The organism is Caballeronia cordobensis (assembly GCF_001544575.2).
GTDB classification, from domain to species: Bacteria; Pseudomonadota; Gammaproteobacteria; order Burkholderiales; family Burkholderiaceae; genus Caballeronia; species Caballeronia cordobensis.
In genome coordinates, this window is the sequence record NZ_FCNY02000011.1 from 59,568 (window position 1) to 85,817 (window position 26,250).

Here is a 26,250-nt window from a genome sequence, read left to right on the forward strand (position 1 = left end):
GGTCGGGGGGGCGACGCTCAGAACTTGTGCCGCATGCCGATGCGCAGCGACACCTGCTTGTCGGTCGTGGATGGCGTGAGGCCGGTAATCTGCGCAACCGCGTTTTGGCCGAGCGAATCGGTGCCGCTCGCCTTCTCGTAGACCGCGACCGTGTACACGTCGGTGCGCTTCGAAAGGAAGTAATCGACGCCCGCACTGAAGAGGTTATAGTTCGCGCCGCCTCTGCCGCCCGCGCCGCCGTTGCGCGTGTAGTCGTAGGCAACGCCCGCCAGCAGCGACGGCGTGAACTGATACTTCGCGTTGACTTCGAAGTTATTGAACGCCGCGGTGCCGCTATAACGCAGCGTGTTCGGGCCGGACGACGAACCCATGTCCTCGAAGCGCGTGTTCGAATACGCGAAGTTCACGTTGGCCGATCCGATGCTCACGCCCGCGCCGACACCCACGATTTCCATCATCTTCGCCGACGCATAGCCCGCGAACACAGGGTTGCTCTCGGGGCTCGTCGGGCTGCCGAAGCTGCCGAGGTTGTTGCTCGCCGCCGGGCCCGCATTCGGATTCGCGCCGAAGAACGACGTATTCGGATTGCGGATGTTCAGATAGCCCGCGCCGATCGAGAACGGCCCCGCCGCATAGGCCGCGCCCGCGCCCCAGATCCAGTTGTTCGAGAACGAGCCCGCCGTGCCGCCGAGATTCATCATCGCTTCGACGGTCAGGCCGCGGTAGTTCGCGCTGCGGAACTTGATCGAGTTGTTGATGCGGCGCGAGTTGAGCGCGTTGTCGAGATCGCTCGGATGCGAGGCCATATAGCCGCCCCACTGCGGCGCCGCGAGAAACGGACCATACATGTCCACGACCGGATCGTACTGACGGCCGAGCGTGACCGTGCCGAACGCATGGCTCAATCCGACATACGCCTGACGCCCGAACTCCGCGCCGCCCTGGTTCAGAAAGCCGTTGTTGCTATAGAAGCCGCTTTCGAGCACGAAAAGCGCTTTCAGTCCGCCGCCGAGATCCTCGTTGCCGCGCAGGCCCCATCGGCTGCCCTGAAGACCGGCCGAGCCGCCTTCGATCATCGCGATCTGATGCCCGCCGGCGAGCCCCGACGCGGTTCGCGCCGTCTGCACGTTGTTCGTATAGTTGAGACCGCTATCGATGATGCCGTACAACGTCACGTTGCTCTGCGCGTTCGCGAGGCACGGCAACGATATTAGTACTACTACGGATAAAAGCGACTTCTTGTTCACGCTGGACTCTCCTCCGATATGACTACGACTGCGTTATGTTTCAGTGACTCTGCTTCGCCATCGCGGCGGACCGGCCGGACGCGTGCTCGGTGAGGCGGATGAAGATCGTCATGAAGAAAGAAGCGACGAGCAGGCCCGACAGGAACAGCAGGCCACGCGTCGCGCTGCCGTCCGAGCCCTTGATATAGCCGATCGCGAACGGGCCGACGAAGCCGCCGAGATTGCCCACCGAATTGATCACCGCGATGGAAACGGCCGCGGTCGAGCGCGTGAGGAACAGTGTCGGCAAGGCCCAGAACGGCGACTTGAACGCATAGAGTCCCGCGAGGCTCAGACTGATCATCGTGATCGATACATAAGGGTTCGTCGCCAGGCCCGCGCCGAGCAGGGCGGCCGCCGCGAGCGCGAGCGGAATCGCGGAATGCAGGCGGCGTTCGTTGCGGCGATCGGAACTGCGCGACCACAACACCATCACGACGGTCGCGAACAGATACGGCACCATCGCGATCAGTCCGACCTGCGTGTGACTGAGCGACTTCGAGAAGCCCTTGATGATCTGCGGCATCCAGTAACCGACGCCGAGACTGCCGCATTGATACACGAAATAGATAAACGACAGGTACAGCACCTTCGGATTGGTCATCGCCTTGAGCGAGCCGAAGTGCTTCGCGCTCGGGCGCGCCTTCGCATCGTTGGCGAGCTGGTTGAGCAACCATTCGCGCTCTTCGGGCTTGAGCCACTTCGCGTCCGCGGGCTTGTCCGTCAGCCACATGAAACACAGCACACCACCGATGAGCGCGGGCGCGCCTTCGAGCAGAAGCATCCAGCGCCAGCCGCTCCAGTCGAACCAGTGGATGTTGTCCATGATCCACGTCGAGAGCGGCGCGCCGATGATGTACGACACCGGAATCGCCGCCGTGAAGAGCGCGACCGTGGTCGCGAGTTCCTTCGCGCGGAACCAGTACGTCAGATACACGATGATGCCGGGAAAGAAGCCCGCTTCGGCGACGCCCAGCAAAAAGCGCAGCACATAGAGTTGCGTCGCGTTCTGCACGAAGGCCGAGACCACCGCGACCGCGCCCCACGTGAGCAGGATGCGCGCAATCCATACGCGCGCGCCGTACTTGTTGAGCATCACGTTGCTGGGCACTTCGAAGAGGAAATAGCCGATGAAAAAGATGCCCGACACGAAGCCGAACGCCTCGCTGGACAGCGCGAGTTCCTTGTTCATCTGCAGCGCGGCATAGCCGATGTTCGCGCGGTCCAGATACGAAATGATGTAGAGAATGAACACGAACGGAATGATGCGCCACCCGATCTTGCGGACCAGCGCGCGTTCGTCGATTGCTGTCGATGTTTGCATGATTTCTTCAGTGATGAAGTTGCGGCCTTACGCCTGATGCGTCGAAAACACCATGCAGACGGGGCTGCCCGATGCAATGGAGAAACCGGTCGGCTTGAGCGCGCCGCTCGCGGCGTCGATCGAAAACGCGACGATGCTGTCGCTGTCCTCGTTCAGCGCGTACATGAAGCGGCCATCGGGCGTGCTCGTGATGAAGCGCGGCGTGCGGCCGAATGTCTGCGTCGCGCTGACAAAGCTCAAATGCCCGCTCGAAGGATCGATGCGATACACCGCGATGCTGTCGTAGCCGCGATTGGACGCGTAGACGAAGCGCCCGCTCCGGTCCACTTCGATCTCCGATGCGCGGCTGTTGCCCGTGTACGTATCCGGCAGCGATGACACGATTTGCAGCGGCTTGAGCGCACCGGTCGCGGCATCGTAGCCATAGGCCGTGACTGTCGAATCGAGTTCGTTGACCACGTATGCGTACGCGCCCTTCGGATGAAACGCGAGATGGCGCGGCCCGGCCGTTTCACGCGTGACGACGAACGGCGACTCGGCGGGCGTCAGCTGGCCGTCCTTGAAGCGGAACGAGAACACGCGGTCGAGCCCCTTGTCCGGCACGACGACGAACTCGCCCGCCGGATCGAACGGATTGAAGTGCGGCTTGGCCTGCTTCTGCTCCACGCGATGCGGGCCGACCGGGCCTTCGAGCTTCACGAGTTGCGTGAGCGGCTGCAGCGAGCCGTCGGCGGCTATCGGCAACACGGAGAGGCTCGCGCCGATATGGTTCGACACGACGACATAGCGCCCCGTCGGATCGATCGCGAGATGCACCGGGTTCTTGCCTTCGGTGCTCTGCTTGTTGAGGAAGCTCAGCTCGCCCGTGGTTTTATCGACCTTGAACGCGCTGATGTCGCTCAGATCGCCGTGCACGGTGTAGAGACGCTCGCCGTTCGCGGAGAGCGCGAGAAACGACGGGTTGACGAGATCCTTCACGAGTTGCACGAGCGTGAGCGCCCCCGTCGCGGGTTCGACGCGATAGACGCTGATGCCGTCGCCGCGCGCGTTGCGTTCGCGCGTGGTCCGCGATCCGACGTAAGCAAACATGGGTGTCCTTTCCTTGATGTTGGGTTGGCCGGCGGTTTTCCCGCTGGCGAAAACCGGCGTCGCGATGCCGCCGAGAGCGGCCAGCGCGCCAATCGACGCCATGCCCTGCAATACGCCGCGACGGCTCGAAACGCGGATTTTCTCCACGGGTGTCTCCTGTTTTCATGATCTGGGGTTTGCACTAGATTGCATTTTTAACCATTGAAATGCAAAAATACAGTCATGGAAAACACTAACGCCCCCTCCGAAGCCCGATTGAGCGTCGACGGAAAGTCGTATCGCTACATCGATCTGCCCGCTCTTTTCGGCGGAAAACTGCACGAATTGCCGGTCGTGCTGCGTCTCTTGCTGGAAAACGTGATCCGCAACGGCGACGGCGCGGAGCGCGACCGCGCGGTCGCCGGCATCCTCGACTGGACGGCGCGCGCGACGAGCGTCGAGGAAATCGCCTTCCAGCCGAACCGCGTGTTGATGCACGACACGACCAGCACGCCCGCGCTCGTCGATATCGCCGGCATGCGCGACGCGCTCGCCGAAGCCGGCGCCGACCCGTCCGCGCTCAATCCGGTGCTGCCGGTCGATTCGTCGGTAGATCATTCGCTCGCGGTCGAATACTTCGCGAAGCCCGATGCCGCGCCGGAGAATCTCGCGCTCGAACTGCGGCGCAACGCGGAGCGTTACCGCTTCCTGCGCTGGGCCTCGCAGGCGCTCACGGGCGTGCGCATTCATCCGCCGGGCACGGGGATCATGCATACGATCAATCTGGAGCAACTCGCGACCGTCGTGACGAGTATCGAGCGCGACGGGCAAACGTGGGCCGTGCCCGATACGCTCATCGGCACGGACAGCCATACGCCGATGATCAACGGCATCGGCGTGCTCGGCTGGGGCGTGGGCGGCCTGGAAGCGCAAACGGTGATGTTCGGCATGCCGGTGATGCAGCGCATTCCCGATGTGATCGGCGTGCGGCTCACCGGCGCCTTGCGTGCGGGCGTGCTCGCCACCGATCTCGCGCTGACGGTCACGCAAAGGCTGCGCGCGATCGGCGTGTCGGGCGAATTCGTCGAATTCTTCGGGCCGGGCGTCTCGACGCTTACGGCGGGAGATCGCGCCGTCGTCGCGAACATGGCACCGGAATACGGCGCATCGACGGGTTTCTTTCCTGTCGATGAACATACGCTCGACTATCTGCGCGCGACGAATCGCACGGAACAGTCGATTCGTCTCGTCGAGGCATTCACGCGCGCGGCGGGACTGTGGTTCGACCCCGAAGGCGAGCCGCGTTACACGCGCACCATCGATATCGATCTGAACGGCATCGGCATGCATGTCGCCGGGCCGCGCCGCCCGCAGGATCTGCTCGATTACTCGCAAACGCGCGACGCGCTCGCGAAGATCGGCTTCGAGCCCGCCGCAAAGCATGCGTTCATGCCGAAGCATCCTGTCGCGATCGCCGCGATCACGAGTTGCACGAACACGTCGGATCCGGCGCTCCTGATCGCCGCCGGACTGCTGGCGCGCAAGGCGCGCGCGCTCGGCCTCGTCGTGCCGCCGTGGATCAAGACCTCGCTCGGGCCGGGTTCGCCCGCCGCGGCCGCGTATCTGGAGCGCGCGAATCTCATCGGCGATCTGTCGGCGGTCGGCTTCGATATCGTCGGTTACGGCTGCACGACGTGCATCGGCAATTCCGGCCCGCTCACCGCGCCGATCCGCGAAGCGATGGCCACCAAGCACGTGCATCCCGTCGCGATGCTCTCGGGCAACCGCAACTTTCCGGGACGCATTCATCCGGATCTCGATCTCGGCTTCATCATGTCGCCGCCGCTCGTCATCGCGTTTGCGCTCGCGGGCGACGCCGAGCGCGATCTGAGCCGCGAGCCGGTCCAGCATACGCAGGACGGCAAGCCGGTCTATCTGCGCGATCTGTGGCCCGCGCGCGAGGAAGTCGCCGCGCTCGTGGCCGCCGCCGCCGATCCGCACGACTATCCGCGCGCGTTCGCGCTCGCGAGCCAGAATCCCGGCTGGAACGATCTCGACGCGCCGCACAGCGCTCGCTTTCCGTGGAATCCGCAATCGACCGCGCTGCGCCGCCCGCCGTTCGCGTCGGCGTCCGCGTCCGGGTCCGAAAGCAGCCAGCTCGGGCGATACAGCGCGTATCCGCTGCTCGTGCTCGGCGACGACGTGACGACCGACCACATCTCGCCCGCGAGCGCGATTCCAAAGGACAGCTACGTCGCGGATTTCCTCGTCGAGCGTGGCGACGATCGCGACGATCTGAACGTGTTCGCTTCGCGGCGCGGCAACTGGGAAGTGATGGTGCGCGCCGCGTTCTACAACCGGACGCTCGAAAACCGGCTGAAGCCCGGCATGCCCGTCGCGCATACGCTGCACGTGCCGAGCGGCGAGGTGCTGCCGGTCTTCGAAGCCGCGCAGCGTTATCGCGACGATGGCGACGCCGTCGTGCTCGTCGCGGGCGAGCGCTACGGCACGGGCTCGTCGCGCGACTGGGCGGCGAAGGGCCAGCGGCTGCTCGGCATCCGCGCGGTGCTGGCGATGAGCTTCGAGCGCATCCATCGATCGAATCTGATCGGCATGGGCATTCTGCCGCTGCGCTTCGCGGCGGGCGCGGGTCCGGACACGCTGGATCTGCGCCCGGGTGATAAGCTCGAAGTCGACGCGCCCGCCAGCGCGCTGTCGCCGCGCTGCGCGGTGCCCGTGAGGATCGTGCGCGCGAACGGCAACGTCGAGCCGGTCGAGGCGACGGCGGCCGTGGAAACGCAGCTCGAATGCCGCCTGTTGCGCTCGGGCGGCGTCATCCCGCTGATACTGCAACAACACCTGACGACGCAGGAGGCCTGAGGCAGCCGTTCGCGTCGCGGCAGAAGGCACACACCATGATCGACCGCTCGATTGCGACTCAGATTGTCGAACTCATCAAGAACGAAGGCCTGCTGGCCGGCGCGCACCTGCCCGCGCAAATGCTCGCGGACCGGCTGCGCGTGTCGCGCTCGCCCGTCAACGAGGCGCTCGCGCTGCTGCACGAGAAAGGCGTCCTGACGCGCGAGAAGAATCGCGGCTTTTTCGTGGCGAAGCCGGTGGTCGAATCGCTCTCCGACGTGGTCGATGAACTCGGGCTCGGCGAGACCGATATCGTCACGAGCGTGTATTTCCGCATCGCCGAAGACCGCCTCAAAGGCGCGCTGCCCGACGAGTTTTCCGAGCAGATGATCCGTAACCGCTACGGCCTGACGAGCGCGCAACTCACGGCGGTGCTCGCGCGCATCGCGCAGGAAGGCTGGGCGGAACGCAAGCCCGGCTACGGCTGGGAATTTTCGCCGATGCTGACCACGCCGGACAGCCTGCTGAAGTCGTACCGGCTGCGGCTCGCGCTGGAACCCGCGGCGCTGCTCGAACCCGGCTACCGGCTGGAGAAGAAAGTGCTGGAGCGTTGCCGCGACGTGGAGAAGCATCTGCTCGCGGGCGGCATCGAAACGGATACCGCCGATCAGCTTCACGAACGCGGCGTGCGTTTTCACGAATCGCTCGTCGAGGCTTCGGGCAACAGCTTTTTCATCGATACGATCCGGCGCGTGAACCGCGTGCGGCGCCTGCTTTCCTATCGCTCGATGCAGCATCGCGAGCGCTATGCCGAGCATGCGAAGCAGCATCTCGAAGTGCTCGATCTCCTGGAGCGCGACAGAAACGAAGAAGCGTCCGAGGCCATGCGCCAGCACTTGCTGCACACGCTCGATTCGCTTTCGCGCATCAGTCAGATTCTCGAACCCTGATAAGGCTCATGACCATCGATCAAACCATTGCACGGGCGTTCGCGCCCACGGGCACGCTGCGCGCGTCGATCAATCTCGGCAATCCGATCCTCGCCAACAAGCACGCACAGACGGGCGAGCCGTTCGGCGTGTCGGTCGATCTCGCGCGCGCGTTCGCGAAGCATCTCGGCCTGGCGCTCGAACTCGTCGTCTTCGATGCGGCGGGCAAGTCGGTCCAGGCCGTGAGCGAAGAGCGGGCCGACTTCGGCTTCTTCGCGATCGATCCGTTGCGCGGCGAAACCATCGCGTTCACCGCGCCGTACGTGCTGATCGAAGGCTTCTATCTGGTGCGCGACGCATCGCCGATCCGGACCAACGCCGAGGTCGATCGCGCGGATAACCGCGTCGCCGTGGGCAAGGGCAGCGCGTATGACCTCTTTCTCACGCGCGAACTGAAGGCGGCGCAGATCGTGCGCGCGCCGACGTCGCCGGCCGTGGTGCGCACGTTCATCGACGAAAACCTGGAAGTCGCGGCGGGCGTGAAGCAGCAGCTCGAAGCCGATGCACGCGCGATTCCCGGCCTGCGTCTGCTCGACGAGCGCTTCATGGTGATTCGTCAGGCGATGGGCGTACCGAAGAGCCGCGGCCCCGCCGCCGCCGAAACGCTCGCGCGGTTCGTCGAGGACATGAAGGCGTCCGGATTCGTGGCGGATGCGCTGGCGCGGCACGGAATCGACGGCGCGTCCGTTGCGCCGCCGGCTTCGTCCGCGAACTAGGCACGCATCAGGCGCTGTTCGCCGCCTAGTCGCCGAACAGCGCGGCCTGCACGCCGGCTTTCGTCATGGGCGCCTTGTGCTCGTCCACGAGGAAATCGTCGCGATTCTTCCCGGCGATCCAGTGCGGCGCGCGGCCCCGGCCGCTCCATATCGCCCCGCTGGCCGGGTCACGGTATCGCGCTTCCTTGACCGGTTCTTGCGCCCGCGGCTTGCGGCCGAGCAGTTCATCGAGACCGATGTTGTAGTCGCGCATCTTCTGCACGATCTCCAGCAGGACCTGCCGGGTCTCGCGCTCCTTGGCTTCCGCGAGCTGCTTGTTCAATGCTTCCTGCCTTGCGAGGAGTGCCGTGATTTCTGGATTCGTATAAGCCATTCTTCTTCATTCACTCGTATTGCATGTCCAGTGCCGCGAACGGTTTTCTGGATCGTAGACATAATGGCGCGCACAGCGGGCGCGCGATGTGAAGACGCCCCTTCAGCCAATCGAACGCCCGCGGAACCACGCGATGCACGGACGGACGGCCGGTTAAACAGCCGGACCGATAGCGAACAGGTTTTTTGAAGGAAGCGACAAGAGCGGGCGTCGAGGCTCAGACGCGACGAACAGGCGGCGTCGCGCATGCCCCCGAGAAGGTAACATTGTACGACGCCGGCGCGCTGGATTCAGCCACGGCGCGGCGGCGAAGTCCGCGCCGAAATTGCTACTGGCTCGCAGCAGCCCCGATCCCCGCCTTTTTCTGGGCGTTCTGGATATCCTGCGGATAGTTCGGATCGTTCGCCCGCCCTGGGTTATAGCCCGCGTCTTCGAGCTTCTTCAGTTCGGCGTTCTTCTTTGCGCGCGCTTCTTTTCGCGCGGCCTTCTTCTGCGCTTTGGTGGTCGGCGCGGCCTGGGTCGCGCCGGTTGCGGCCGCACCGTTCGCGGTCGAACCGGTATCCTGCGCATACGCGAGCGGGGCCACGCAAGCGGCGGCGCTCACGATCAATGACAGCGCGACGGTCGGTATCCTTGTTTTCACGATGACTCCCCTGTCGGTCGAGGACAAATGGCGACACGACCAGTATAGGCGGAAAGCGTCCGCCCGCCAGCGGCCGATACATCTTCACCGCGGCGTCGGCGCATCGGCGCGGATGAGTGCCTGTTTGCGCAGTTCGTCCCAAAAACCGGGCGGTATATCGGCCTTGAAGGTCTGCACGTTGGCGTCGAGCTGCGCGACGCTGCGCACGCCCGGAATGATCGAAGGCACGGCGGGATGCGCGAGAATGAACTGCAAGGCCGCCGATTTCAGCGGCACGCCGAAGGATTCGCATACCCCTTCGATGCGCCGCACACGCGCCATGATGGCGTCATCGGCTGCCGCGTAGTTGTATCGCGCGCCCGGTATCGCGCCGGTCGCGAGGATGCCGCTGTTGTAGCCGCCGCCCACGATCACCGACACATCGCGCCGCACGCAGAGCGGCAGAAAGCTGTCGAGCGCATCCTGTTCGAGCAGCGTGTAACGGCCCGCCAGCAGCACGCAATCGAAATCGGCGCGTTCGATCGCCGTCTGCGCCACCGAACACTCGTTCACGCCGACGCCGATCGCCTTCACCACGCCTTCGTCACGCAGGCGCAGCAGCGCGCGGGCGGAACCCGCCATCGCCTCTTCGAAGACTTCGGGCTGGCGATCGCCGTGCGTGTAGGCATCGATCTCGTGGATCAGGGCGATGTCGATGCGCTCCAGCCCCATGCGCTGCAGGCTGTCCTCGATCGAGCGCATCGTGCCGTCGTAGCCGTAGTCGAAATGCCATTCGAACGGCAAGCCATCGACCCACGGCGCGAAGCGAATTTCGCTGCGCCTGCGCGGCCTGAGCAGGCGCCCCACTTTCGTCGACAGCACGAACTGGTCGCGCGGACGCCAGCGCAATGCCTGACCGCAGCGCGCCTCGCTCAGCCCGTGACCGTAGCTGGGCGCGGTGTCGAAGTAGCGAATGCCCGCGTCCCACGCCGCGTCGATCACCGCCGCGGCTTCTTCGTCGCTCATCGCTTTGCCGAAGTTGCCGATCTGGGCGGCGCCGAAGCCCATCATGGTGGTTTCGAGTCCGGATCGGGGCCAGGTGCGCTTGCTTGCGGGATTCATCGGTGTCTCGGCAGAAGTCGGAAAGGGTGTGCAACAGTCGGGGCTACCAGATGTCGCCGACCGTGAAGCCCTCGGGAAACGGGTCCGTCGGATCGAGCACATAGGTGTTGAACCCGTAAATCCATGAGGTTCCCGACACGGTCGGCACCACCGCCGCATGCTCGCCGATGCGCACTTCCTCCACCAGCCGCCCGGTGTACGCGATATCGAGCAGGTTCTCGTGCCGAAACGGCTCGCCGAGCTTGAGTTGTCCCTTGGCGTGGAGCGTCGCCATCTTGGCGCATGTTCCCGTGCCGCAGGGACAACGATCGAGCGCGCCCGTCCACGTCGAAGGGTCGTCGAAATCGATCGGGCCATTGGCCACCGTGACGGTATTGCGCCAGTCGGCCGCCGGGCTGTGCGGCGGCCCCGAAAGCTGCGACACGGTAATGCCGATGCCGGGATAGTCGGGATGCGCGACCGGCAGTTGATCCTGCGCGGCACGCAAAATGAGCGCCGAAATGCGCGTGATCTCCCGGCCCTGCTCGGGAACGAGCCGCAGCCCTTCGAACTGGCGAACGTCGGCGATGACATAGAACATGCCGCCCCACGCCACATCGACGGTCACTTTGCCGAGGCCGGGCACGTCGATCACGGCATCGAGATGCGCGGCGAACGCCGGCACGTTTCTGAACGTGACCTGCGTGACCTTGCCGCCGCTGCATTCGGCGCGGATGCCGATAAGACCCGCCGGCGCTTCTAGCATGAACTCGGTCACGGGCTCCTGCATCGGAATCATCCCGGTTTCCAGAAGGACGGTCGCCACCGAAATGGTGTTGCCGCCGCTCATCACCGGATACTCGGACTGCTCCATGATGATGTATCCCGCCCGCGCCTCGGGATGCTTCGACGGCACGATCAGGTTGCAGCACACGGGCGGATAGCCGCGCGGCTCGCGCAGCATGAGCTTGCGGATCTGGTCGTCGTTCTTTTCGAGCCACTTCATCTGCTCGTAGACGGTCTCGCCGGGAATCTGCGGAACGCCGCCGGTGATCACGCGCATCGGTTCGCCCGAATGCGTTTCGACTGCATTGAACATCCGCCTGAATGACATGCCTCGCTTCCTCCGGAAATCGCGTGGGTATGGACCGCGCCTGTCAGCAAGCGTATCAAGCCGGAATGCCGCCGCAAGAAACGTTTTCTGGGCACTATGCGATACATTTGGTTATGCATAGCGAATGCATCGCGCAAGGGTTTATCCCTAATCGGCCAGCGGACGACCGTTCGCCGCAAAGCGCATCCGCGGGCGCATCCGGTATGGCTGGGGCATACCCCTACGAAGCCGGATGACGCCGCTCTCCCCCGTCCTGTCAGGGCCGCCCGTCCGGCCCGAATACTTCGTTAGCTTCCGGATAACGGAATCGCGCTCAGGGTGATTGAAGCGCCTTTAAGCGCTTCTTAGACTCGCCTCAACCCAAGCAAACAACGGAGACACGCGAATGATCATCTACGGAACGGCGCTGCTCGCGTTCTGCCATCTGGCGGGACTCTTTCTCGGCGATCTGCTCGGCGCGGCCATTGGCGTGAAGACCAATGTCGGCGGCGTCGGCATCGCCATGCTGATGCTCATCTTCCTGCGCCTCTACCTGCACAAGAAGGGGCTGCTGCCGAAGGAAACCGAGAGCGGCGTCGCCTTCTGGGGCGCGATGTACATTCCGGTCGTCGTTGCGATGGCGGCCAACCAGAACGTCGTCGCCGCGCTCAAGGGCGGCCCGGTGGCGCTGCTTTCGGCGCTGGGCGCGGCTGCCGCCTGCGCGGTCTGCATCGCCGTTCTTTCCCGCACCGGCCGCGACAGCACCACGCTCGAGCTGGCCCCGCGTCTCGAAGAAATCTGAACCAGGAGTGAGCGCCATGTTTGAAATGATCGACAAAGTGCTGGTTCACAACGGGCTCGTCACGGCGTTCGCGCTGGTCGGGCTCATCATGTGGGTGTCCGCCATTCTCTCGCGCAAGCTGACCTTCGGGCGCGTGCACGGTTCGGCCATCGCCATCGTGATCGGTCTCGTGCTCGCCTATTTCGGCGGCGCGTTCACATCCGGGCAGAAGGGCCTCGCCGACATTCCGCTTTTCGCGGGCGTCGGCCTGATGGGCGGCGCGATGCTGCGCGACTTCGCCATCGTCGCGACGGCGTTCGAAGTGCAGGCGACGGAAGCGCGCAAGGCCGGCCTCATCGGCGTGGTGTCGCTGCTGCTCGGGACGCTGCTGCCTTTCGTGGTCGGCGCGAGCATGGCGCATGCGTTCGGCTATACGGATGCCGTCAGCATGACGACCATCGGCGCGGGCGCTGTCACGTACATCGTGGGCCCCGTGACCGGCGCGGCGATCGGCGCGAGTTCGGACGTCATTGCGCTCAGCATCGCGACGGGGCTCATCAAGGCGATCATCGTGATGATCGGCACGCCGCTCGCCGCCGGATTCATGGGCCTCAAAACGCCGCGCTCCGCGATGATCTTCGGCGGCCTCGCGGGAACCGTCAGCGGCGTCAGCGCGGGACTCGCCGCGACGGACCGCCGGCTCGTTCCCTACGGCGCGCTCATCGCCACGTTTCATACGGGCGTCGGATGCCTGCTCGGCCCGTCCGTGCTGTTCTTCGCGACGCGCTCGCTGATGGGCGCGTGAGCCTAGCCCGCGTTTCGCGTGCGCAGACGGCACACCGCCATGAGCGCCAGCAGATTCGGATCGCGTTCGCGTGCGCGCAGAAAGCTCACGCCGATCGTCTGGCGCATCAGGTATTGCGGCTTGAGCGGAATGAATTGCACCTTGTCGCCGAACACGCCGCGCACGCGGCCCGGCAGCAGCGTGTAGCCGACGCCGCCGCTCACGAGGTTCATCAGGGAAAAGATATCGCCGACTTTCATCGTGACGTTCGGCGTGAAGTCGGCGACGCGGAACGCTTCCATGAAGCCGCGATACGTCGCGAAACCCTCGCCCAGCGAGACGAAGGTCTCGTCGCGGCAGTCGCGCAGATCGACCGCCGCAAGACGCGCATAAGGCGAAGCGGCGGGCGCGGCAAAAAAGATGTCGTCTTCGAAAAGCGGCAGGGATTCGATTTCCGATTCCCCCTCCGGCAACGCCATCAACGCGGCATCGATCTCGCCCTGCTTGAGCTTGCCGAGCAGTTCCGCGTTCGAACCCAGCGCTAGCTCGACCTGAAGCGTCGGCCGCCGCACCTTGATGTCGATGAGAATGCCCGGCACGGTCCGGATGGTCAGCGAATACAACGAGCCGATCTTCAGGCGGTCCGACGAATAGCCGGCGGCCTCACGCGTCGCCCGAATGCCTTCGGACATCAGCGTGAGCACTTCCTGCGCGACGTCCGCGAGCATCTGCGCGGCGTCGGTGGATTTGAGATTGCGCCCCTCGTGACGGAACAGCGCGCAGCGCACGCCTTGTTCGAGCGAACGCAGCGCACGGTGCACGCTAACCGTGCTGACGTCCAGCACTTCCGCCGCTTTCGAGAGGTTGCCCGTCTCCATGAAAGCGAGCAGGACTTCGAGCTTGCGGAAGGTGATTTCCTCGTCGATTCGATCGGACATCTCGTCGGAAGAATGATCCAAATTGAAGATTATCTGCGGGCCGGATCGTTTGATATATAGCGACTAGCCCGTAGCGCCGGGGCGCGGGCGCGGAGCGTGCCGCGCGAGAAACCGGTCGAGCTGACTTGCAAAGGTCTTGCTGTCGCCGGGACTGTACGCCGCGGGGCCGCCCGTATCGACGCCCGACGCGCGAAGCTGATCCATCACTTCGCGCATGGTCACGCGTTCCTGAATGTTCTCGCGCGAAAACCAGCCTCCGCGCGGGTCGAGCACATGCGCGCCCTTCTCGATGGCGGCCGCGGCAAGCGGGATGTCCGCGGTGATCACGAGATCGCCGTCATCGACCAGTTCGATGATGCGGTCATCGGCGGCGTCGAAACCGGCGGGCACCTGGATCGCCTTGATGAAGGGCGAAGGCGGCGTGCGCAAGTACTGATTCGCCACGAGCGTGACGCAAATTTCGACGCGACGTGCCGCGCGAAACAGCATCTCCTTGACGACGACCGGGCAGGCGTCCGCATCAACCAGCACTTGCATCGAGGGGTGTCCGAATGAGAGAAAGCATCGATGTTACTCGATGCATCAGTAACCGAATCAGTAACCGATCCTGAGCGGCTCGGGATGATCGCGCGTGATCACGCGCTTCGCGGCGGCCGGATAGCCCATGATCGTGAGCGGACTGGCGAACTGATTGCACGTGCCCGGGCTCGCGCCGAGTGCCGAGCGCACGGTCAAGGCCTGCTCCGGACCCGGCGCGGCGAAATAAACCGTGACCTCGCTGCCGCGCCTGAACGGGATGGCGAATCGCGGTCCCCAGATGGAGAGAATGACCGGATCGCCGCTGCAATCCGTCGACGTGAACTGTCCCGACGACACCGCGAGCCATTGAAAGTCGGTCGCGGAAAAATGAAAGCTCGCGTCCTGCACGCGCGTGATGGGCACGACCGCGGTCGCGTCCCCGGCGGTGAACGCCACGCCGTTCTGCGCGCTGAAACTGGTGAGATCGCCGATCGCCTGTCCATTCGCATCGAACACGCGGACCGGGCGGGAATTCGCGTGATACGCGCCATCGTCGGCGAACGATGCGACCGCGAAGAGCGCCAGCAATGCGCCGGCCAAGCAATGTTTCATATCGGCCTCCATCCGGACCGCGTTCGAAGCGCGTCAGAACACGATGCGCAGCGGTTCGGGATGACGTTGAGTCAGCGGATACGTGCTTCTGACCGCCCAATACAGCGAGCCCTCGTCGAACGGCGTGGGGCTGCACGAGGTCGCGCCGGTGCTGTCGGTCTGTCTCAGCGACCACACGTGGACGTCGCCGGAATATCCGCCGACGGCCGTGTACACCGTCACGTCGACGCCGTCTCTGACCGCGATGGCCGGCACCGGACTGCCCGATAACGGCACGAGTACGCTTCCGCTGCAATCGGTCGTCGCATATCCCGCGGATTGATTGGCGGTCCATTCGTACTCGGAGGCCGAATACTGCAACGGCCCGATGCGCTTGTGATCGACGATGACGAATACAGGCTCGCCGTCTATCGCGATGTACACGCCGTTGACGCCCCCGAAGTATTCGAGCGGGCCGACTGCTTTGCCCCGCGCGTCGTAGACCATCGGCAGGCGGGCTTCGTCGCGCGTGTCGTGTGCATCGCGCCCGCCGCGCCGCGCGTCGTCGCGGCCACCCGCAAAGCTCAGGCTCGCGCACAGGACGAGCAGGACAACGAGGCATCGGCGCATGGCGCTTCTCCGTCGATTCCGGTCGATCAATAGCCGATGGTCAGCGGCTCGGGATAATGCGCCGTCAGCGGATAATTCGTCTCGGCTCTGAACGCCGGCACGGGCGCGGTCGAAGGCGGCACATGACCGATGATGGGCGGCGGCGTGCAGTTCACGCCATCGGACACGGCGACGATCGGCGCGCCGGATGACACGGTATCGCCCGCGATCAACAGCGTGACGTCGGCGCCTTTTCTCATGGCGAGAGAGGGCCGCGGACCGCTGCCGGGCGAGATGATCGGCGAGCCGCTGCAGTCGGTGGTCGAGTAATTGAACGGCCCGAACGTCGACCACTGGAATTTCGACGAGTCGGACTGGTTGACGTCGATGCGCAGCCATGTCACGGCGGCGAAGACGATTGCGCCGTCGATGTCGAGATACACGCCGTCTGCGCCGCGATACGACGCGAGGCGTCCGATCAGCGTGCCGTTTGCATCGAATACTTTGAGGGCGCGATGATCGTCATGCCGCCGCCGCTCGTGCCCGTCGTCGGCATGCGCATGAAGCGACAGCGCGCCCACGAACAATGAAAGCACGACGAGGAGCAAGCGACGCATGAGCGCCTCCTTCGACCGACAGCGTCCGCACGGCTTGCGGGCTCGGATCTGTCTGCTCAATGAGGATAGATTCGCGCTGCTTTCATTTCAAGGGCGATGCGGACCGCATGCCGCGCGCGCAGGCTGCATCGCCCGCGGAAATTTTTTATAGTGAGTCACTTTCCGGCCTGCATCGATTCTGCATCGATTGCGCCCTTCGACATGATCTCGACATGAGCACATGGCTGCATGACCTTCCGCTCTGGCAGATGACGCTCGTCGTGTTCATCGCGACCGGTGTCATCGCGTGGGCGATCCATCGCGTCACCGGCTGGCTGGCCGCGGGTCCGCATCGGCGCTCGCTGGCGGTTTCGCCCGGCCTGCTGTCGCCGGTCGGCGTCATCTTCGGCTTGCTCGTCGCGTTCACCGCGGCGCAGGTGTGGAACGACACCGAGCGCGCCAACGCCGCCGTCGATGCCGAAGCGGGCGCGCTGCGATCCGTCGTCGTGCTTTCAGCCGTGTTGCCCGGCGAGGCCCAGGCGCAGTTGCGCAAGCTGGTGCACGACTACATCGAATACACGATCACGACCGAATGGCCGATGATGGCGCAAGGCGCGGTCACGCTGAAGATCAGTCCGCCCACGCTCAACCGGGCGCTGCAGTTCGCGCTCTCACTGCCGGCAAGCGCGGCGGGGCAACAGATTGCGCAGCGCCAGATTGCCGTGTCGCTCGAACAGGCGCTGGAAGCGCGCCGTCAGCGGATTCTGGTGAGCCGGTCCGAAGTCAGCGGCGTCAAGTGGGCATGCCTGAGTTTTCTTGCGGCGTGTCTGGTGTTCGCCATCGCGCTCGTTCATTGCGAAAACCGGCTGACCTCGGCGCTCGCCATCGGCCTGTTTTCGGCGAGCGTCGCAACCGCCATGCTGATGATCCTCGCGCACGACCGCCCCTTCACCGGGGCCGTCGCCGTGAAGCCCGAACCGCTCAGGCAAGTGATGCCCGAAGACGGGTGACGGAGCGTTGCCTTCAGGCCGTTTCGTCGATGATCTTCCGTATCGCCTCTTCGAACGCTTCGTGAGGCTGGCCGCCGCTCACGAGATATTTCCGGTCGAAGATGATCGCGGGCACGGACTGAATGCCGAGTTGCTGAAACTCGTGCTCTTCGGCGCGGACTTCGTCGGCGTACAGACCGCTTTGCAGCACGTCCCGCGCGCGGTCGCCGTCGAGTCCGGCGCTTCGGGCCGCTTCGATCAGGACATCGGCATCGCTCACGTCCTTGCCGTCGCCGTGATAGGCACCGAGGAGCGCGAGCTTGAGCGGCAACTGCCGGCCTTCGAGACGCGCCCAATGCAGCAGCCGGTGCGCGTCGAAAGTGTTGTAGACCCAGTTGCGCTCGCCGAACGTGAAACCTTCGCGCGCGCCGCGCTCGCGGAGCGTCGCCTGCGTCTCTTCGATCTGCGCGGGCGTGCGGCCATACTTGCGGCCGAGATAATCGACGATGCGCTCGCCTTCCGGCTTCATGTCCGGATTCAGTTCGAACGGATGCAGCGTGATGTTTGCATCGACGGAATCGCCCAGGCGCTCCAGTGCGCGCTGCAAGGAGGAAAGGCCCACGGCGCACCACGGGCAGGCGATGTCGGAAACGAAGTCGATTTGAAGCGTGCGGGACATGGAATTTGCCGGTAAGTCGAAACGGAGCCGACAGCGTAGCGCTAATCCCGTGGGCTTGCAGTGTCGATTTCCGCACGGCTCGTTCGTTGTAGGAATATCGATCTGGAGAACACCATGCGCAAGCTCATCGTTTCGGCTTTCATCAGTCTGGATGGCGTAATGCAGGCTCCCGGCGGACCCGAAGAAGATCGCAGCGGCGGCTTCGGTTTTGGCGGCTGGACCGTTCCGTACGCGGACGACGCCATTGGCCAGCACGTGCAGGATCTGCTTTCACAGCCGTTCGAACTGCTGCTCGGGCGGCGGACCTACGACATCTTCGCGTCGTACTGGCCGCGCGTGCCGGCGGATTCCGGCAGCAGCGCGATCGCCGAACCGTTCAACCGCGTCGCCAAGCACGTCGCAACGCATCGGCCCGGCGATCTCGGCTGGCACAACAGTCATGCGCTAAAGGGCGATCCCGCCGACGCGATCCGCGCGCTCAAACAGCAGAATGGCGCGAATCTGCTGACGTTCGGAAGCGGCGAACTGGTGCGCCAACTACTCGCCGCCGGTCTGGTGGATGATCTTCGCCTGCTGATCTACCCCGTCATGCTCGGGCGCGGCAAGCGCCTCTTCGGCGACGACGCAGAGGCGCGCGCCTTCGCGCTCGAACGCTCGGCGGCCACGCCCGGCGGCGTGCTGATGACGCGCTACGTGCGCAATGGCGACGTGCGCACAGGCACGTTCGACTGAGCCGCTCAGCGCGACCGGCCTTTCTTTGCGGGCTCGCCGTCGCTCTCGCCTAACACGCGCCGGTTGCGGTCATCGATGACGGTCCGCGTCGCCGATGTGGCGCCGGGGCCGGGCGCAAAACGCACGTCGCGAAATGACAGCGCCTTGCCGGCCTTGCCTTCGACCGACATCGCCTTGACAGGCTGTCCGGTGGCGTCATCGACGAGCGTGACGGGCGGCTTGCCCTTCGGCGCGAGCCAGCGATCGCCCCACTGCATGAGCGCGACGAGCACCGGATAGAGCTCGTCGCCCTTTTCGGTCAGCCGGTAGCCGAAGGTATTCGCCCTTTCCTCGAGCGGATAGCGCTCCAGAATGCCGAGCTCGATGAGCCGCTCCAGCCGCGCCGTCAGCACGTTCCGGGCGATGCCCAATTCGCTTTGAAACTCGTCGAAGCGCGACATGCCTTGCGTGCATTCGCGAACGATCAAAAGCGTCCACCACTCGCCGACCTCATCGAGGGCGCGGGCGATCGAACAGTTCATTCCGTCGAAGCGTTTTCTATACATGGCGGTCGTCGTGCCGGAGAAGTTCAGGACATACCTATACCACAGGTTTCGTCACGCAACTTCGATTCTGACGCAGAATATCGATTCGCGATCGACTTCGACCACAAGGAGCCAACCATGCTGCAACTTCGTCCCGGATGCGAATGCTGCGACAAAGACCTGCCGCCCGATTCCACCGATGCCCTCATCTGCTCGTTCGAATGCACGTTCTGCCGGGATTGCGCGGACTGTCTGCTGAAGGGTGTCTGCCCGAATTGCGGCGGCGAACTGGTCGCACGCCCGCGCCGTCCGGCCGGCAAGCTCGCGAAGTTTCCGGCATCGACCGAACGTGTGTTCGACCCTGCGCGCCGATCGTCGTCGCAATGAATCCGCTCATGATGCGCAGCAGTTGCAGATCGAGATCGGTGAAGCGCGGCTTTCGTTGCGGCCCGAAGACCTGCACGATGACGATCTTCCCGTCGTGCAACGGAAGCACCGAAAACATCCGGTCGCGAGCATCACCGTATTCGACGATCGCACGATCCGGCGACGGGTGAATCTCACCGAATACCGCGACGGGCGCAGCGCTGAGACCGGCCGCTTCCGGATCGGCCGGCGCGTGCACGATGCATCGGCGCGCGCCGAGCACCTCGGCCAGGATCGAACCGAGCGCTTCCGGCGCGCAGGTGGTGAGGCTCTGCGCTTGGTACTCGTGGTCTGCATATTTCATGGCCTGCTCCCGCGGCATCGTGAATGACGTCAGCATGCATCGGCATAGTTAGGATCGAATTAACGCGCCGGTGCACGACTCGCCTTGACGCAGATCAGTACACCGGCCAGCCCGGTCCCCACATGTTCCAGTTCCAGGCCGCGTTCTCGTTCATCTCGGCGTTCATGCGCTCCTGATCGATGAAGTTCTGCCGGAGCTGCTCGCGCTTGTAGCGGTCCCACGCGGTTTCATCGCCGATATAAAGGCAACCGCAGGCATAGGGATCGGCGTACACGAAAAGGACTTTGCCGTCCTTCACCTTCTGCACGACGCGATTGGGCGGCAAGGTTTGCAGTTGCAGGCGCTGCTGCTCCGTCGTCACCGGAACGATATGGAAGCCCGCCGCGGCGAGCAGATCGTTCTGCTGGTTGGCGCGCTCCATGGGCGTGGCGCACCCCGCGATCAATACGCTCGCGCTCAATGCGCTCAGCAAGGCGGCCCATTTTCGGATCATGATTTTTCCCCTCGATGTGGAGTTGAACAGGCCCGCAGCTTATGCGGCGCGACTTAGCCGCGAATTACGGCATTTCTTGCCATTTCCCCGTCAGGCGCACTACAACGATTTCAGAGAGCGCAACCCGGCCGATTCATGACGACGAGGGAGGAATCATGGACAACATGCACACCCTTAAAGCGCCGGCTGGCGCGGAGCCTGCGCGCAGCGGCCTCGGCGTCGCGGCATTGCAGCGCGATATCGTCGATAACCTGATCTGCCTGCAAGGCGGCTATCCGGAGATCGCCACGCCGCACGACTGGTTCATGGCGCTCGCCTACACGGTGCGTGACCGGATGATGACGCGCCGCGCCGCCACCACCTATGCGTATGCCACGCGCGGCGCGAAGGTCGCGTGCTATCTGTCGGCCGAATTCCTGATCGGTCCGCAACTCGGCAACAACCTGATGAATCTCGGCATCGAAGGCAATGCGCGCGATGCGTTGAAAGCGCTCGGCGTCGAGCTCGACACGCTGCTCGCGATCGAAGAAGAGCCCGGCCTCGGCACCGGCGGGCTCGGCCGCCTCGCCGCCTGCTATCTCGATTCGCTTTCCACGCTGGAAATTCCGGCGATCGGTTACGGCATCCGCTATGAATTCGGCATCTTCGATCAGCAAATCCGCGACGGCTGGCAGGTCGAAATCACCGACAAGTGGCTGCAAAAGGGCAATCCGTGGGAAATCCTGCGCCCGGACGTCGCGTTCTACGTGAACTTCGGCGGCCACACGGAAAGCGGCACCGACGACAAGGGCCGCTATTGCGTGCGATGGATTCCCGCGTACACGGTCAAGGGCGTGGCCTGCGATACGCCGATGCCCGGCTTTCGCGTCAACACCTGCAACACGCTGCGGCTATGGAAGAGCGAAGCCGTCGAATCGTTCGATCTGCAGGACTTCAACGCTGGCGACTACTACGAGGCGGTCCACGAGAAAGTGCTGTCGGAGACGCTCTCGAAGGTGCTGTATCCGAACGACGAGCCGGAAGCCGGCAAGCGCCTGCGGCTCGCGCAGCAATACTTCTTCGTCTCGTGCTCGCTGCAGGACATGCTGCGCCTGCTCGGGCTCAAGGGCGAACCGGTGGAACGTCTCGCGGACGTGTTCAATGCGCAACTCAACGACACGCATCCGTCGATCGCGGTCGCCGAACTGATGCGCCTGCTCGTCGATGAGCGGCAGATGCCGTGGGACGAAGCGTGGGACATCACGCGGCGCACGCTCGCCTATACGAATCACACGCTCTTGCCCGAAGCGCTCGAAACATGGGCCCTGCCGCTCTTTCGCGACCTGCTGCCGCGGCTGCTGGAGATCATCTACGAGATCAATCGCCGCTTCCTCGATGATGTGCGGCAGCGCTTTCCCGGCGATGACGCGCGCATCGCGCGCATGTCGCTCATCGACGAAGCCGGCGCGAAGCGCGTGCGCATGGCGCATCTCGCGACGGTGGGCAGTCACGCGGTCAACGGCGTGGCCGCGCTGCACTCGAAGCTGCTCGAACAGACGGTGCTGCGCGATTTCGCCGAACTCTGGCCGGAGCGCTTCCTCAACGTGACCAACGGCGTCACGCCGCGCCGCTTTCTGATGCTCGGCAATCCAGCGCTCGCCGCGCTGCTTGCCGACACCATCGGGCCAGGCTGGACGACCGATCTGACCCGGCTGCGCGAACTCGGCGCGCACGCCGACGATCCCGCTTTTCAGGCGCGCTGGCGCGCCGTCAAGCGCGGCAACAAGGAAGCGCTTGCCGCGCAAATCAGGAACGTGACGGGCATCATCGTCGATCCGGGCGCGCTGTTCGATATCCAGGTCAAGCGCATCCACGAATACAAGCGCCAGCATCTGAACGCGCTCTATATCGTGACGCTGTATCTGCGTCTGCGGCGTGATCCGCAACTCGCGATGACGCCGCGCTGCTTCGTGTTCGGCGGCAAGGCCGCGCCCGGCTATGCGATGGCGAAGCTCATCATCCGCCTCATCAACGGCATTGCCGAAGTCGTCAACGGCGATCCGGCCGTGAATGACCGGCTGAAGGTCGTGTTCTATCCGGACTTCAATGTGAAGAACGCGCAGTTCATCTATCCGGCCGCCGATCTTTCGGAGCAGATTTCGACGGCCGGCAAGGAAGCGTCGGGCACCGGCAACATGAAGTTCATGATGAACGGCGCGCTGACCATCGGCACGCTGGACGGCGCGAACGTCGAGATACGCGAGGAAGTGGGCGACGACAACTTCTTCCTGTTCGGCCTGACCGAGAGCGAAGTGGAACGCGTGCGGCGCGAAGGGTATCGTCCGGCCGACTATGCGAACGGCAACGACGAGTTGCGTGAAGCGCTGACGTTGATCGCGAGCGGCCACTTCTCGCGCGGCGACGCGGCGATGTTCCGTCCGCTCGTCGACAGCTTGCTGTATCACGATCCGTTTCTCGTACTGGCCGATTACGCGTCCTACGTTGCGCGCCAGCAGGATGTCAGCGATGCATGGCAGGACCCGCGCCGCTGGACGCGGATGTCGATCGCAAACACGGCGTATGCGGGCAAGTTCTCATCGGACCGCGCGATTGCCGAGTATTGCGACCGCATCTGGAAGATTCGTCCGGTGAAGATCGCGCTGGAAGGTTAGTCGGTAAGATGCGTGAGTCAACCGCCCCGCTTCGTCGAAGGGAGACTGAACATGAACCGCTTGCCGATGTTCTGCGCGCTGGCGATCTCGCTCGCCGGCTGCGCTGCCGGTGGCGCGCAGCAAAGCGCGACGCACTTAAGCGCCGCGCAATGCCGCGACCTCACCGCGCTCCGGAATCACGCGCCATTGACGCGCGAGCGCAACCTCAGCGAACTGGCGGCGCTGGAGAAGGCGGGATACGACCCGTCGCGGTTCTACGATCCGTACTATCCGGACGATCTGCACGCGGCGCAGCGTCAGGTCGAGATCTGGTATCGGACGGATTGCCAGCCGCAGCGCGTCGACTGAGCCGTTCCGGCCTCGTGGTTTCTGGCGAAGCCAAGAACGGTCGTCGGTGCGATTGACAGTTAGTTGCGTAAATATATCGGATAATATTTAGTCATCCGATTTTATGTACCCAGCGCTTCCTGATGCGCCTTAACGAAATCCGCCATGCTGTTGAACCGGAAGTCGATGCTAGGCTGCGAGCCCGGATCCATCGTCGCGCCGAAGCCGGTTTGCGCATGACGCCGATAAATCCAGCACGACGCAAGGCCGAATCCATTGGCGGGCTTATGGTCGTGGAAAAGACTTTCGGCCGTATGCAGGATCGTCTCCTTGCGGATGCCGCGTTCGCCCAGCTTTTCCAGCATGTATTCGAAGTTACGCGGCGAAGGCTTGTACGATCCGATATCTTCCGCCGTCATGATCGCGTCGAATTCGACTTGCAGCTTCGCGTTGCTATGGGTAAAGCTCTCGTTATCCACGTTCGACAGAATCACGAGCTTGTAATGCTGCTTGAGATAGCGCAGCGCGTCGGCGGAATCCGCGAAGGCCGGCCAGTCGCGAATGGAACGGCCATAGGCGATGCACTCGTCGTGCGTATATGAAACGCCCCATTCTTCCGCGAGACGCTTGTACACGATCGCCAACAACGCCTGATAGGGCTTGCCCGGCGTATAGCGCTGCTGCGACGACTCGTGACGCGCATGCGCCTCAAGCACCTGATCGCGCGTCAAAGCGGGCGTCACACGCGCAAGCAACGCGCGCAGTCCGTCGAAAATCCCTGATTCCCAGTCGATGAGCGTGCCGTAGCAGTCGAACGTCAGCGTGTCGAAGTCGGTGAGTTTCACTGATAAGCTCCTGTCGGTCGATAAGTCGATTGTCGATAAAAAAGCATGGCGGTCTTTTTCGCGATCTTACAGAACCGTGCATTTTCGAGTATTGATGACATGGCGTTGGTGTATCGTCCATGCACTGCCGCGATTCGATCAACCTCGATTAACCCAGATCAACCGCTTCACGTCATCGAACTCTTCAGATGCCCGACAACATACCTGAACCACAAGCCGTCTGTAACCCGATTTCCCGAAGCGCGATCTTTCTCGTCGCCACCGTGGCGCGCGGCGAGGACAAAGCCGAGGTCGTGCGTTCATGGTGCGGCGACATCGCGGCGCTGGTCCGCGCGGTCGGCACACGCGCGCCGACCGCGAACCTGTCCTGTGTATGCGGCTTCGGCGCGGATGCGTGGGACATGCTGTTCGGCGCGCCGCGTCCGGCTGGCCTGCATCCGTTTCGGGAATTCGGCTCGGGCGATCGCCGCGCAATCGCGACGCCGGGCGACATCCTCCTGCATATCCGCGCGGATCACATGGATCTGTGCTTCGAGCTTGCATCGCACATGCTCAACAAGCTCGGCGATGCGGTCACGGTCGTCGACGAAGTGCACGGCTTCCGATATTTCGATTTGCGCGACATGGTCGGCTTCGTGGACGGCACCGAAAACCCGACGGGCAAGCGCGCCGAAACTTATACGATCATCGGCGAGGAAGATGCTGAATTTGCCGGCGGAAGTTATGTGATCGTGCAGAAGTATTTGCATAACCTCGATGCATGGAACGGGCTGACGGTCGAGCAGCAGGAACTTATCATCGGCCGCGAAAAGCTATCCGATGTCGAACTCGACGATTCGATCAAGCCCTCGTGCTCGCATAGCTCGCTCACGACGATCGAAGAGAACGGCGAGGAAGTGAAGATCCTGCGGCATAACATGGCTTTCGGCCGACCGGGCGCGAAAGAGTTCGGCACGTATTTCATCGGCTATGCGCGCACGCCGCGGCCGATCGAGCAGATGCTCGAAAACATGTTCGTCGGAAGGCCGCCGGGCAATTACGACCGCCTGCTCGATTACAGCCGCGCGGTGACGGGCGGCCTCTTCTTCGTGCCATCCAGCGATCTGCTCGACGCGCTGCCCGACCGCAATCCGCACACCGCGTCATCGTCCGCCGATGAAAACCGGCAAGGCGATGCACGCGAAGGAACCTTGAACATCGGCTCACTCAAAGGAACGCCACAACATGAATAACCTGCATCGAGAGCTCGCGCCGATATCGGCCGCCGCGTGGTCGCAAATCGAAGCGGAAGTCGCGCGCACGTTCAAGCGCTCCGTCGCGGGCCGCCGCGTCGTCGACGTGAAGGATCCCGGCGGCGTCGCGCTGTCCGGCATCGGCACGGGACATCAGAAGAACATCGCGTCGCCGAAGAAGGGTGTATCGGCGAAACTGTATGACGTAAGGCAGCTCGTGCAATTGACCGTGCCGTTCACGCTGCAGCGCGAGGCGATCGACAGCGTGGAGCGCGGTTCCAACGACGGCGACTGGCAGCCCGCCAAGACCGCCGCAAGCGAACTGGCGCTGGCCGAAGACAGCGCGATCTTCGACGGCTTCGCGGCCGCCGGGATCGCCGGCATTCGCGAAGGCAGCTCGAATTCGAAGTCGTTCTTGCCCGCTGATGTCGCCGACTATCCCAACGCCATCAGCCAGGCGCTCGAAAAGCTCCGGCTCGCCGGCGTGGACGGCCCCTACTCCGTGCTGCTCGGCGCGGATGCCTACACCGCGCTTGCCGAGGCGAGCGATCAGGGGTATCCGGTTATCGAGCACATCAAGCGCATCGTGAGCGGCGATCTCGTCTGGGCGCCCGCGCTCACAGGCGGCTGTGTACTCTCGACGCGCGGCGGCGATTACGAACTGCATATCGGGCAGGATGTGTCGATCGGCTACACGAGCCACACCGACACCGCCGTGCAGCTCTATCTAACCGAAACGCTCACGTTTCTCATGTTGACGAGCGAGGCTTCCGTTTCGATCGCCGCGGGCGAATAGCGA

General features: G+C 63.9%; 29 protein-coding genes. 13 read left to right on the plus strand and 16 right to left on the minus strand.

The genetic code is table 11. The features are described 5' to 3' along the window. Positions 1-17: 17 nt before the first annotated feature. The 3 genes from AWB70_RS21945 to AWB70_RS21955 are packed head-to-tail and all read right to left on the minus strand — an operon-like array spanning position 18 to position 3,699. On the minus strand, positions 18-1,247 hold the full coding sequence (locus AWB70_RS21945) for a porin (RefSeq protein WP_053571004.1): 1,230 nt from the start codon (positions 1,245-1,247) through the stop codon (positions 18-20). 40 nt (positions 1,248-1,287) lie between these two features. Continuing rightward, the gene (locus tag AWB70_RS21950) at positions 1,288-2,610 is read right to left on the minus strand and encodes an MFS transporter (protein WP_045458462.1); all 1,323 of its coding nucleotides are present in this window, start codon (positions 2,608-2,610) and stop codon (positions 1,288-1,290) included. 27 nt (positions 2,611-2,637) lie between these two features. Further along, positions 2,638-3,699, minus strand: a complete 1,062-nt coding sequence (locus AWB70_RS21955) for a lactonase family protein (protein ID WP_053571068.1) — start codon at positions 3,697-3,699, stop codon at positions 2,638-2,640. A 222-nt stretch (positions 3,700-3,921) separates the two neighbouring features. Between AWB70_RS21955 and acnA the strand changes: the two genes are divergently transcribed. From acnA to AWB70_RS21970, 3 genes are read left to right on the plus strand one after another with little or no spacing between them, the layout of a single operon-like run. Beyond that, on the plus strand, positions 3,922-6,558 hold the full coding sequence (gene acnA, locus AWB70_RS21960; protein WP_053571003.1) for an aconitate hydratase AcnA: 2,637 nt from the start codon (positions 3,922-3,924) through the stop codon (positions 6,556-6,558). 35 nt (positions 6,559-6,593) lie between these two features. Then, positions 6,594-7,487 (plus strand): GntR family transcriptional regulator, encoded by an 894-nt coding sequence (locus AWB70_RS21965; protein WP_053571002.1) that lies wholly within the window; start codon positions 6,594-6,596, stop codon positions 7,485-7,487. An 8-nt stretch (positions 7,488-7,495) separates the two neighbouring features. After that, the gene (locus AWB70_RS21970; RefSeq protein ID WP_053571001.1) at positions 7,496-8,242 is read left to right on the plus strand and encodes an ABC transporter substrate-binding protein; all 747 of its coding nucleotides are present in this window, start codon (positions 7,496-7,498) and stop codon (positions 8,240-8,242) included. 25 nt (positions 8,243-8,267) lie between these two features. On the opposite strand, the gene AWB70_RS21975 is transcribed toward AWB70_RS21970, so the two are convergent. The 4 genes from AWB70_RS21975 to AWB70_RS21990 form a co-directional block, all read right to left on the minus strand. Further along, positions 8,268-8,564 carry an H-NS histone family protein gene (locus tag AWB70_RS21975; protein ID WP_374730252.1) on the minus strand — a complete coding sequence of 99 codons (297 nt, stop codon included), beginning with the start codon at positions 8,562-8,564 and terminating at the stop codon, positions 8,268-8,270. Positions 8,565-8,943: 379 nt separating this feature from the next. Continuing rightward, positions 8,944-9,258 (minus strand): DUF4148 domain-containing protein, encoded by a 315-nt coding sequence (locus tag AWB70_RS21980; protein WP_143281680.1) that lies wholly within the window; start codon positions 9,256-9,258, stop codon positions 8,944-8,946. Between the two features lie 84 nt (positions 9,259-9,342). Continuing rightward, positions 9,343-10,359 carry an aldo/keto reductase gene (locus AWB70_RS21985; RefSeq protein ID WP_053571000.1) on the minus strand — a complete coding sequence of 339 codons (1,017 nt, stop codon included), beginning with the start codon at positions 10,357-10,359 and terminating at the stop codon, positions 9,343-9,345. A 43-nt stretch (positions 10,360-10,402) separates the two neighbouring features. Then, complete coding sequence (locus AWB70_RS21990) at positions 10,403-11,452, minus strand: proline racemase family protein (RefSeq protein WP_014194087.1); 1,050 nt, start codon at positions 11,450-11,452, stop codon at positions 10,403-10,405. Positions 11,453-11,837: 385 nt separating this feature from the next. Here AWB70_RS21990 and madL point away from each other — a divergent pair, with 385 nt between their 5' ends. Continuing rightward, a complete protein-coding gene (madL, locus tag AWB70_RS21995) occupies positions 11,838-12,233 on the plus strand; it encodes a malonate transporter subunit MadL (RefSeq protein ID WP_045458476.1) in 396 nt (131 codons plus the stop codon). A gap of 16 nt (positions 12,234-12,249) precedes the next feature. Further along, entirely contained in the window at positions 12,250-13,017 is a 768-nt protein-coding gene (madM, locus tag AWB70_RS22000; RefSeq protein ID WP_014194085.1) for a malonate transporter subunit MadM, read from the plus strand. Between the two features lie 2 nt (positions 13,018-13,019). Here madM and AWB70_RS22005 read toward each other — a convergent pair whose 3' ends face one another. The 5 genes from AWB70_RS22005 to AWB70_RS22025 all read right to left on the minus strand — a co-directional run bounded on the left by AWB70_RS22005 (position 13,020) and on the right by AWB70_RS22025 (position 16,270). Beyond that, entirely contained in the window at positions 13,020-13,934 is a 915-nt protein-coding gene (locus AWB70_RS22005; RefSeq protein ID WP_014194084.1) for a LysR family transcriptional regulator, read from the minus strand. A gap of 63 nt (positions 13,935-13,997) precedes the next feature. Continuing rightward, positions 13,998-14,471: a YaiI/YqxD family protein gene (locus AWB70_RS22010; RefSeq protein ID WP_053570999.1), complete on the minus strand. Its 474-nt coding sequence runs from the start codon at positions 14,469-14,471 to the stop codon at positions 13,998-14,000. A gap of 57 nt (positions 14,472-14,528) precedes the next feature. Further along, the gene (locus tag AWB70_RS22015; protein WP_053571066.1) at positions 14,529-15,065 is read right to left on the minus strand and encodes a hypothetical protein; all 537 of its coding nucleotides are present in this window, start codon (positions 15,063-15,065) and stop codon (positions 14,529-14,531) included. 33 nt (positions 15,066-15,098) lie between these two features. Further along, positions 15,099-15,674 (minus strand): hypothetical protein, encoded by a 576-nt coding sequence (locus AWB70_RS22020; RefSeq protein WP_053570998.1) that lies wholly within the window; start codon positions 15,672-15,674, stop codon positions 15,099-15,101. 26 nt (positions 15,675-15,700) lie between these two features. After that, positions 15,701-16,270, minus strand: coding sequence for a hypothetical protein (locus AWB70_RS22025; RefSeq protein WP_053570997.1), 570 nt, complete (start codon positions 16,268-16,270; stop codon positions 15,701-15,703). Between the two features lie 212 nt (positions 16,271-16,482). Between AWB70_RS22025 and AWB70_RS22030 the strand changes: the two genes are divergently transcribed. Next, positions 16,483-17,259 (plus strand): bestrophin-like domain, encoded by a 777-nt coding sequence (locus tag AWB70_RS22030; protein ID WP_053571065.1) that lies wholly within the window; start codon positions 16,483-16,485, stop codon positions 17,257-17,259. Positions 17,260-17,272: 13 nt separating this feature from the next. Here AWB70_RS22030 and AWB70_RS22035 read toward each other — a convergent pair whose 3' ends face one another. After that, on the minus strand, positions 17,273-17,917 hold the full coding sequence (locus tag AWB70_RS22035; RefSeq protein WP_053570996.1) for a DsbA family oxidoreductase: 645 nt from the start codon (positions 17,915-17,917) through the stop codon (positions 17,273-17,275). A 114-nt stretch (positions 17,918-18,031) separates the two neighbouring features. Here AWB70_RS22035 and AWB70_RS22040 point away from each other — a divergent pair, with 114 nt between their 5' ends. Continuing rightward, complete coding sequence (locus tag AWB70_RS22040; RefSeq protein WP_053570995.1) at positions 18,032-18,649, plus strand: dihydrofolate reductase family protein; 618 nt, start codon at positions 18,032-18,034, stop codon at positions 18,647-18,649. Positions 18,650-18,654: 5 nt separating this feature from the next. Here the strand turns inward: AWB70_RS22040 and AWB70_RS22045 are convergent, their stop codons facing one another. Further along, positions 18,655-19,194, minus strand: a complete 540-nt coding sequence (locus AWB70_RS22045) for a winged helix-turn-helix transcriptional regulator (RefSeq protein WP_053570994.1) — start codon at positions 19,192-19,194, stop codon at positions 18,655-18,657. A 117-nt stretch (positions 19,195-19,311) separates the two neighbouring features. Here AWB70_RS22045 and AWB70_RS22050 point away from each other — a divergent pair, with 117 nt between their 5' ends. Further along, positions 19,312-19,560 (plus strand): DUF1272 domain-containing protein, encoded by a 249-nt coding sequence (locus AWB70_RS22050; protein ID WP_075644299.1) that lies wholly within the window; start codon positions 19,312-19,314, stop codon positions 19,558-19,560. Further along, complete coding sequence (locus tag AWB70_RS22055; RefSeq protein WP_143281681.1) at positions 19,523-19,930, plus strand: hypothetical protein; 408 nt, start codon at positions 19,523-19,525, stop codon at positions 19,928-19,930. The genes AWB70_RS22050 and AWB70_RS22055 overlap by 38 nt, the downstream gene beginning before the upstream one ends. A gap of 67 nt (positions 19,931-19,997) precedes the next feature. On the opposite strand, the gene AWB70_RS22060 is transcribed toward AWB70_RS22055, so the two are convergent. Then, positions 19,998-20,396, minus strand: coding sequence for a hypothetical protein (locus AWB70_RS22060; RefSeq protein WP_045458493.1), 399 nt, complete (start codon positions 20,394-20,396; stop codon positions 19,998-20,000). A gap of 155 nt (positions 20,397-20,551) precedes the next feature. On the opposite strand from AWB70_RS22060, the gene AWB70_RS22065 reads away from it, so the two are divergent. Together AWB70_RS22065 and AWB70_RS22070 are read left to right on the plus strand one after the other, a co-directional pair. Continuing rightward, complete coding sequence (locus tag AWB70_RS22065) at positions 20,552-23,047, plus strand: glycogen/starch/alpha-glucan phosphorylase (protein WP_053570992.1); 2,496 nt, start codon at positions 20,552-20,554, stop codon at positions 23,045-23,047. A 51-nt stretch (positions 23,048-23,098) separates the two neighbouring features. Beyond that, on the plus strand, positions 23,099-23,395 hold the full coding sequence (locus AWB70_RS22070) for a DUF4148 domain-containing protein (RefSeq protein WP_053570991.1): 297 nt from the start codon (positions 23,099-23,101) through the stop codon (positions 23,393-23,395). A 101-nt stretch (positions 23,396-23,496) separates the two neighbouring features. On the opposite strand, the gene AWB70_RS22075 is transcribed toward AWB70_RS22070, so the two are convergent. Further along, a complete protein-coding gene (locus AWB70_RS22075; RefSeq protein WP_053570990.1) occupies positions 23,497-24,219 on the minus strand; it encodes a haloacid dehalogenase type II in 723 nt (240 codons plus the stop codon). A gap of 188 nt (positions 24,220-24,407) precedes the next feature. On the opposite strand from AWB70_RS22075, the gene AWB70_RS22080 reads away from it, so the two are divergent. Further along, positions 24,408-25,451 carry a Dyp-type peroxidase gene (locus AWB70_RS22080; RefSeq protein WP_053570989.1) on the plus strand — a complete coding sequence of 348 codons (1,044 nt, stop codon included), beginning with the start codon at positions 24,408-24,410 and terminating at the stop codon, positions 25,449-25,451. Beyond that, on the plus strand, positions 25,444-26,247 hold the full coding sequence (locus tag AWB70_RS22085; protein ID WP_053570988.1) for a family 1 encapsulin nanocompartment shell protein: 804 nt from the start codon (positions 25,444-25,446) through the stop codon (positions 26,245-26,247). The genes AWB70_RS22080 and AWB70_RS22085 overlap by 8 nt, the downstream gene beginning before the upstream one ends. Positions 26,248-26,250 lie beyond the last annotated feature (3 nt).

Coding starts and splice junctions, on each gene's coding strand:
- AWB70_RS21950 (WP_045458462.1), bottom strand. CDS start 2,610: ATGCAAACATCGACAGCAATCGACGAACGCGCGCTGGTCCGCAAGATC.
- AWB70_RS22080 (WP_053570989.1), top strand. CDS start 24,408: ATGCCCGACAACATACCTGAACCACAAGCCGTCTGTAACCCGATTTCC.
- AWB70_RS22020 (WP_053570998.1), bottom strand. CDS start 15,674: ATGCGCCGATGCCTCGTTGTCCTGCTCGTCCTGTGCGCGAGCCTGAGC.
- AWB70_RS21990 (WP_014194087.1), bottom strand. CDS start 11,452: ATGTCATTCAGGCGGATGTTCAATGCAGTCGAAACGCATTCGGGCGAA.
- AWB70_RS22045 (WP_053570994.1), bottom strand. CDS start 19,194: ATGTATAGAAAACGCTTCGACGGAATGAACTGTTCGATCGCCCGCGCC.
- AWB70_RS22005 (WP_014194084.1), bottom strand. CDS start 13,934: ATGTCCGATCGAATCGACGAGGAAATCACCTTCCGCAAGCTCGAAGTC.
- madM (WP_014194085.1), top strand. CDS start 12,250: ATGTTTGAAATGATCGACAAAGTGCTGGTTCACAACGGGCTCGTCACG.
- AWB70_RS22030 (WP_053571065.1), top strand. CDS start 16,483: ATGAGCACATGGCTGCATGACCTTCCGCTCTGGCAGATGACGCTCGTC.
- AWB70_RS22065 (WP_053570992.1), top strand. CDS start 20,552: ATGGACAACATGCACACCCTTAAAGCGCCGGCTGGCGCGGAGCCTGCG.
- AWB70_RS21965 (WP_053571002.1), top strand. CDS start 6,594: ATGATCGACCGCTCGATTGCGACTCAGATTGTCGAACTCATCAAGAAC.
- AWB70_RS22060 (WP_045458493.1), bottom strand. CDS start 20,396: ATGATCCGAAAATGGGCCGCCTTGCTGAGCGCATTGAGCGCGAGCGTA.
- AWB70_RS22040 (WP_053570995.1), top strand. CDS start 18,032: ATGCGCAAGCTCATCGTTTCGGCTTTCATCAGTCTGGATGGCGTAATG.
- AWB70_RS22085 (WP_053570988.1), top strand. CDS start 25,444: ATGAATAACCTGCATCGAGAGCTCGCGCCGATATCGGCCGCCGCGTGG.
- madL (WP_045458476.1), top strand. CDS start 11,838: ATGATCATCTACGGAACGGCGCTGCTCGCGTTCTGCCATCTGGCGGGA.
- AWB70_RS22015 (WP_053571066.1), bottom strand. CDS start 15,065: ATGAAACATTGCTTGGCCGGCGCATTGCTGGCGCTCTTCGCGGTCGCA.
- AWB70_RS21955 (WP_053571068.1), bottom strand. CDS start 3,699: ATGTTTGCTTACGTCGGATCGCGGACCACGCGCGAACGCAACGCGCGC.
- AWB70_RS21985 (WP_053571000.1), bottom strand. CDS start 10,359: ATGAATCCCGCAAGCAAGCGCACCTGGCCCCGATCCGGACTCGAAACC.
- AWB70_RS21970 (WP_053571001.1), top strand. CDS start 7,496: ATGACCATCGATCAAACCATTGCACGGGCGTTCGCGCCCACGGGCACG.
- AWB70_RS22010 (WP_053570999.1), bottom strand. CDS start 14,471: ATGCAAGTGCTGGTTGATGCGGACGCCTGCCCGGTCGTCGTCAAGGAG.
- AWB70_RS22025 (WP_053570997.1), bottom strand. CDS start 16,270: ATGCGTCGCTTGCTCCTCGTCGTGCTTTCATTGTTCGTGGGCGCGCTG.
- AWB70_RS22035 (WP_053570996.1), bottom strand. CDS start 17,917: ATGTCCCGCACGCTTCAAATCGACTTCGTTTCCGACATCGCCTGCCCG.
- AWB70_RS22070 (WP_053570991.1), top strand. CDS start 23,099: ATGAACCGCTTGCCGATGTTCTGCGCGCTGGCGATCTCGCTCGCCGGC.
- AWB70_RS22050 (WP_075644299.1), top strand. CDS start 19,312: ATGCTGCAACTTCGTCCCGGATGCGAATGCTGCGACAAAGACCTGCCG.
- acnA (WP_053571003.1), top strand. CDS start 3,922: ATGGAAAACACTAACGCCCCCTCCGAAGCCCGATTGAGCGTCGACGGA.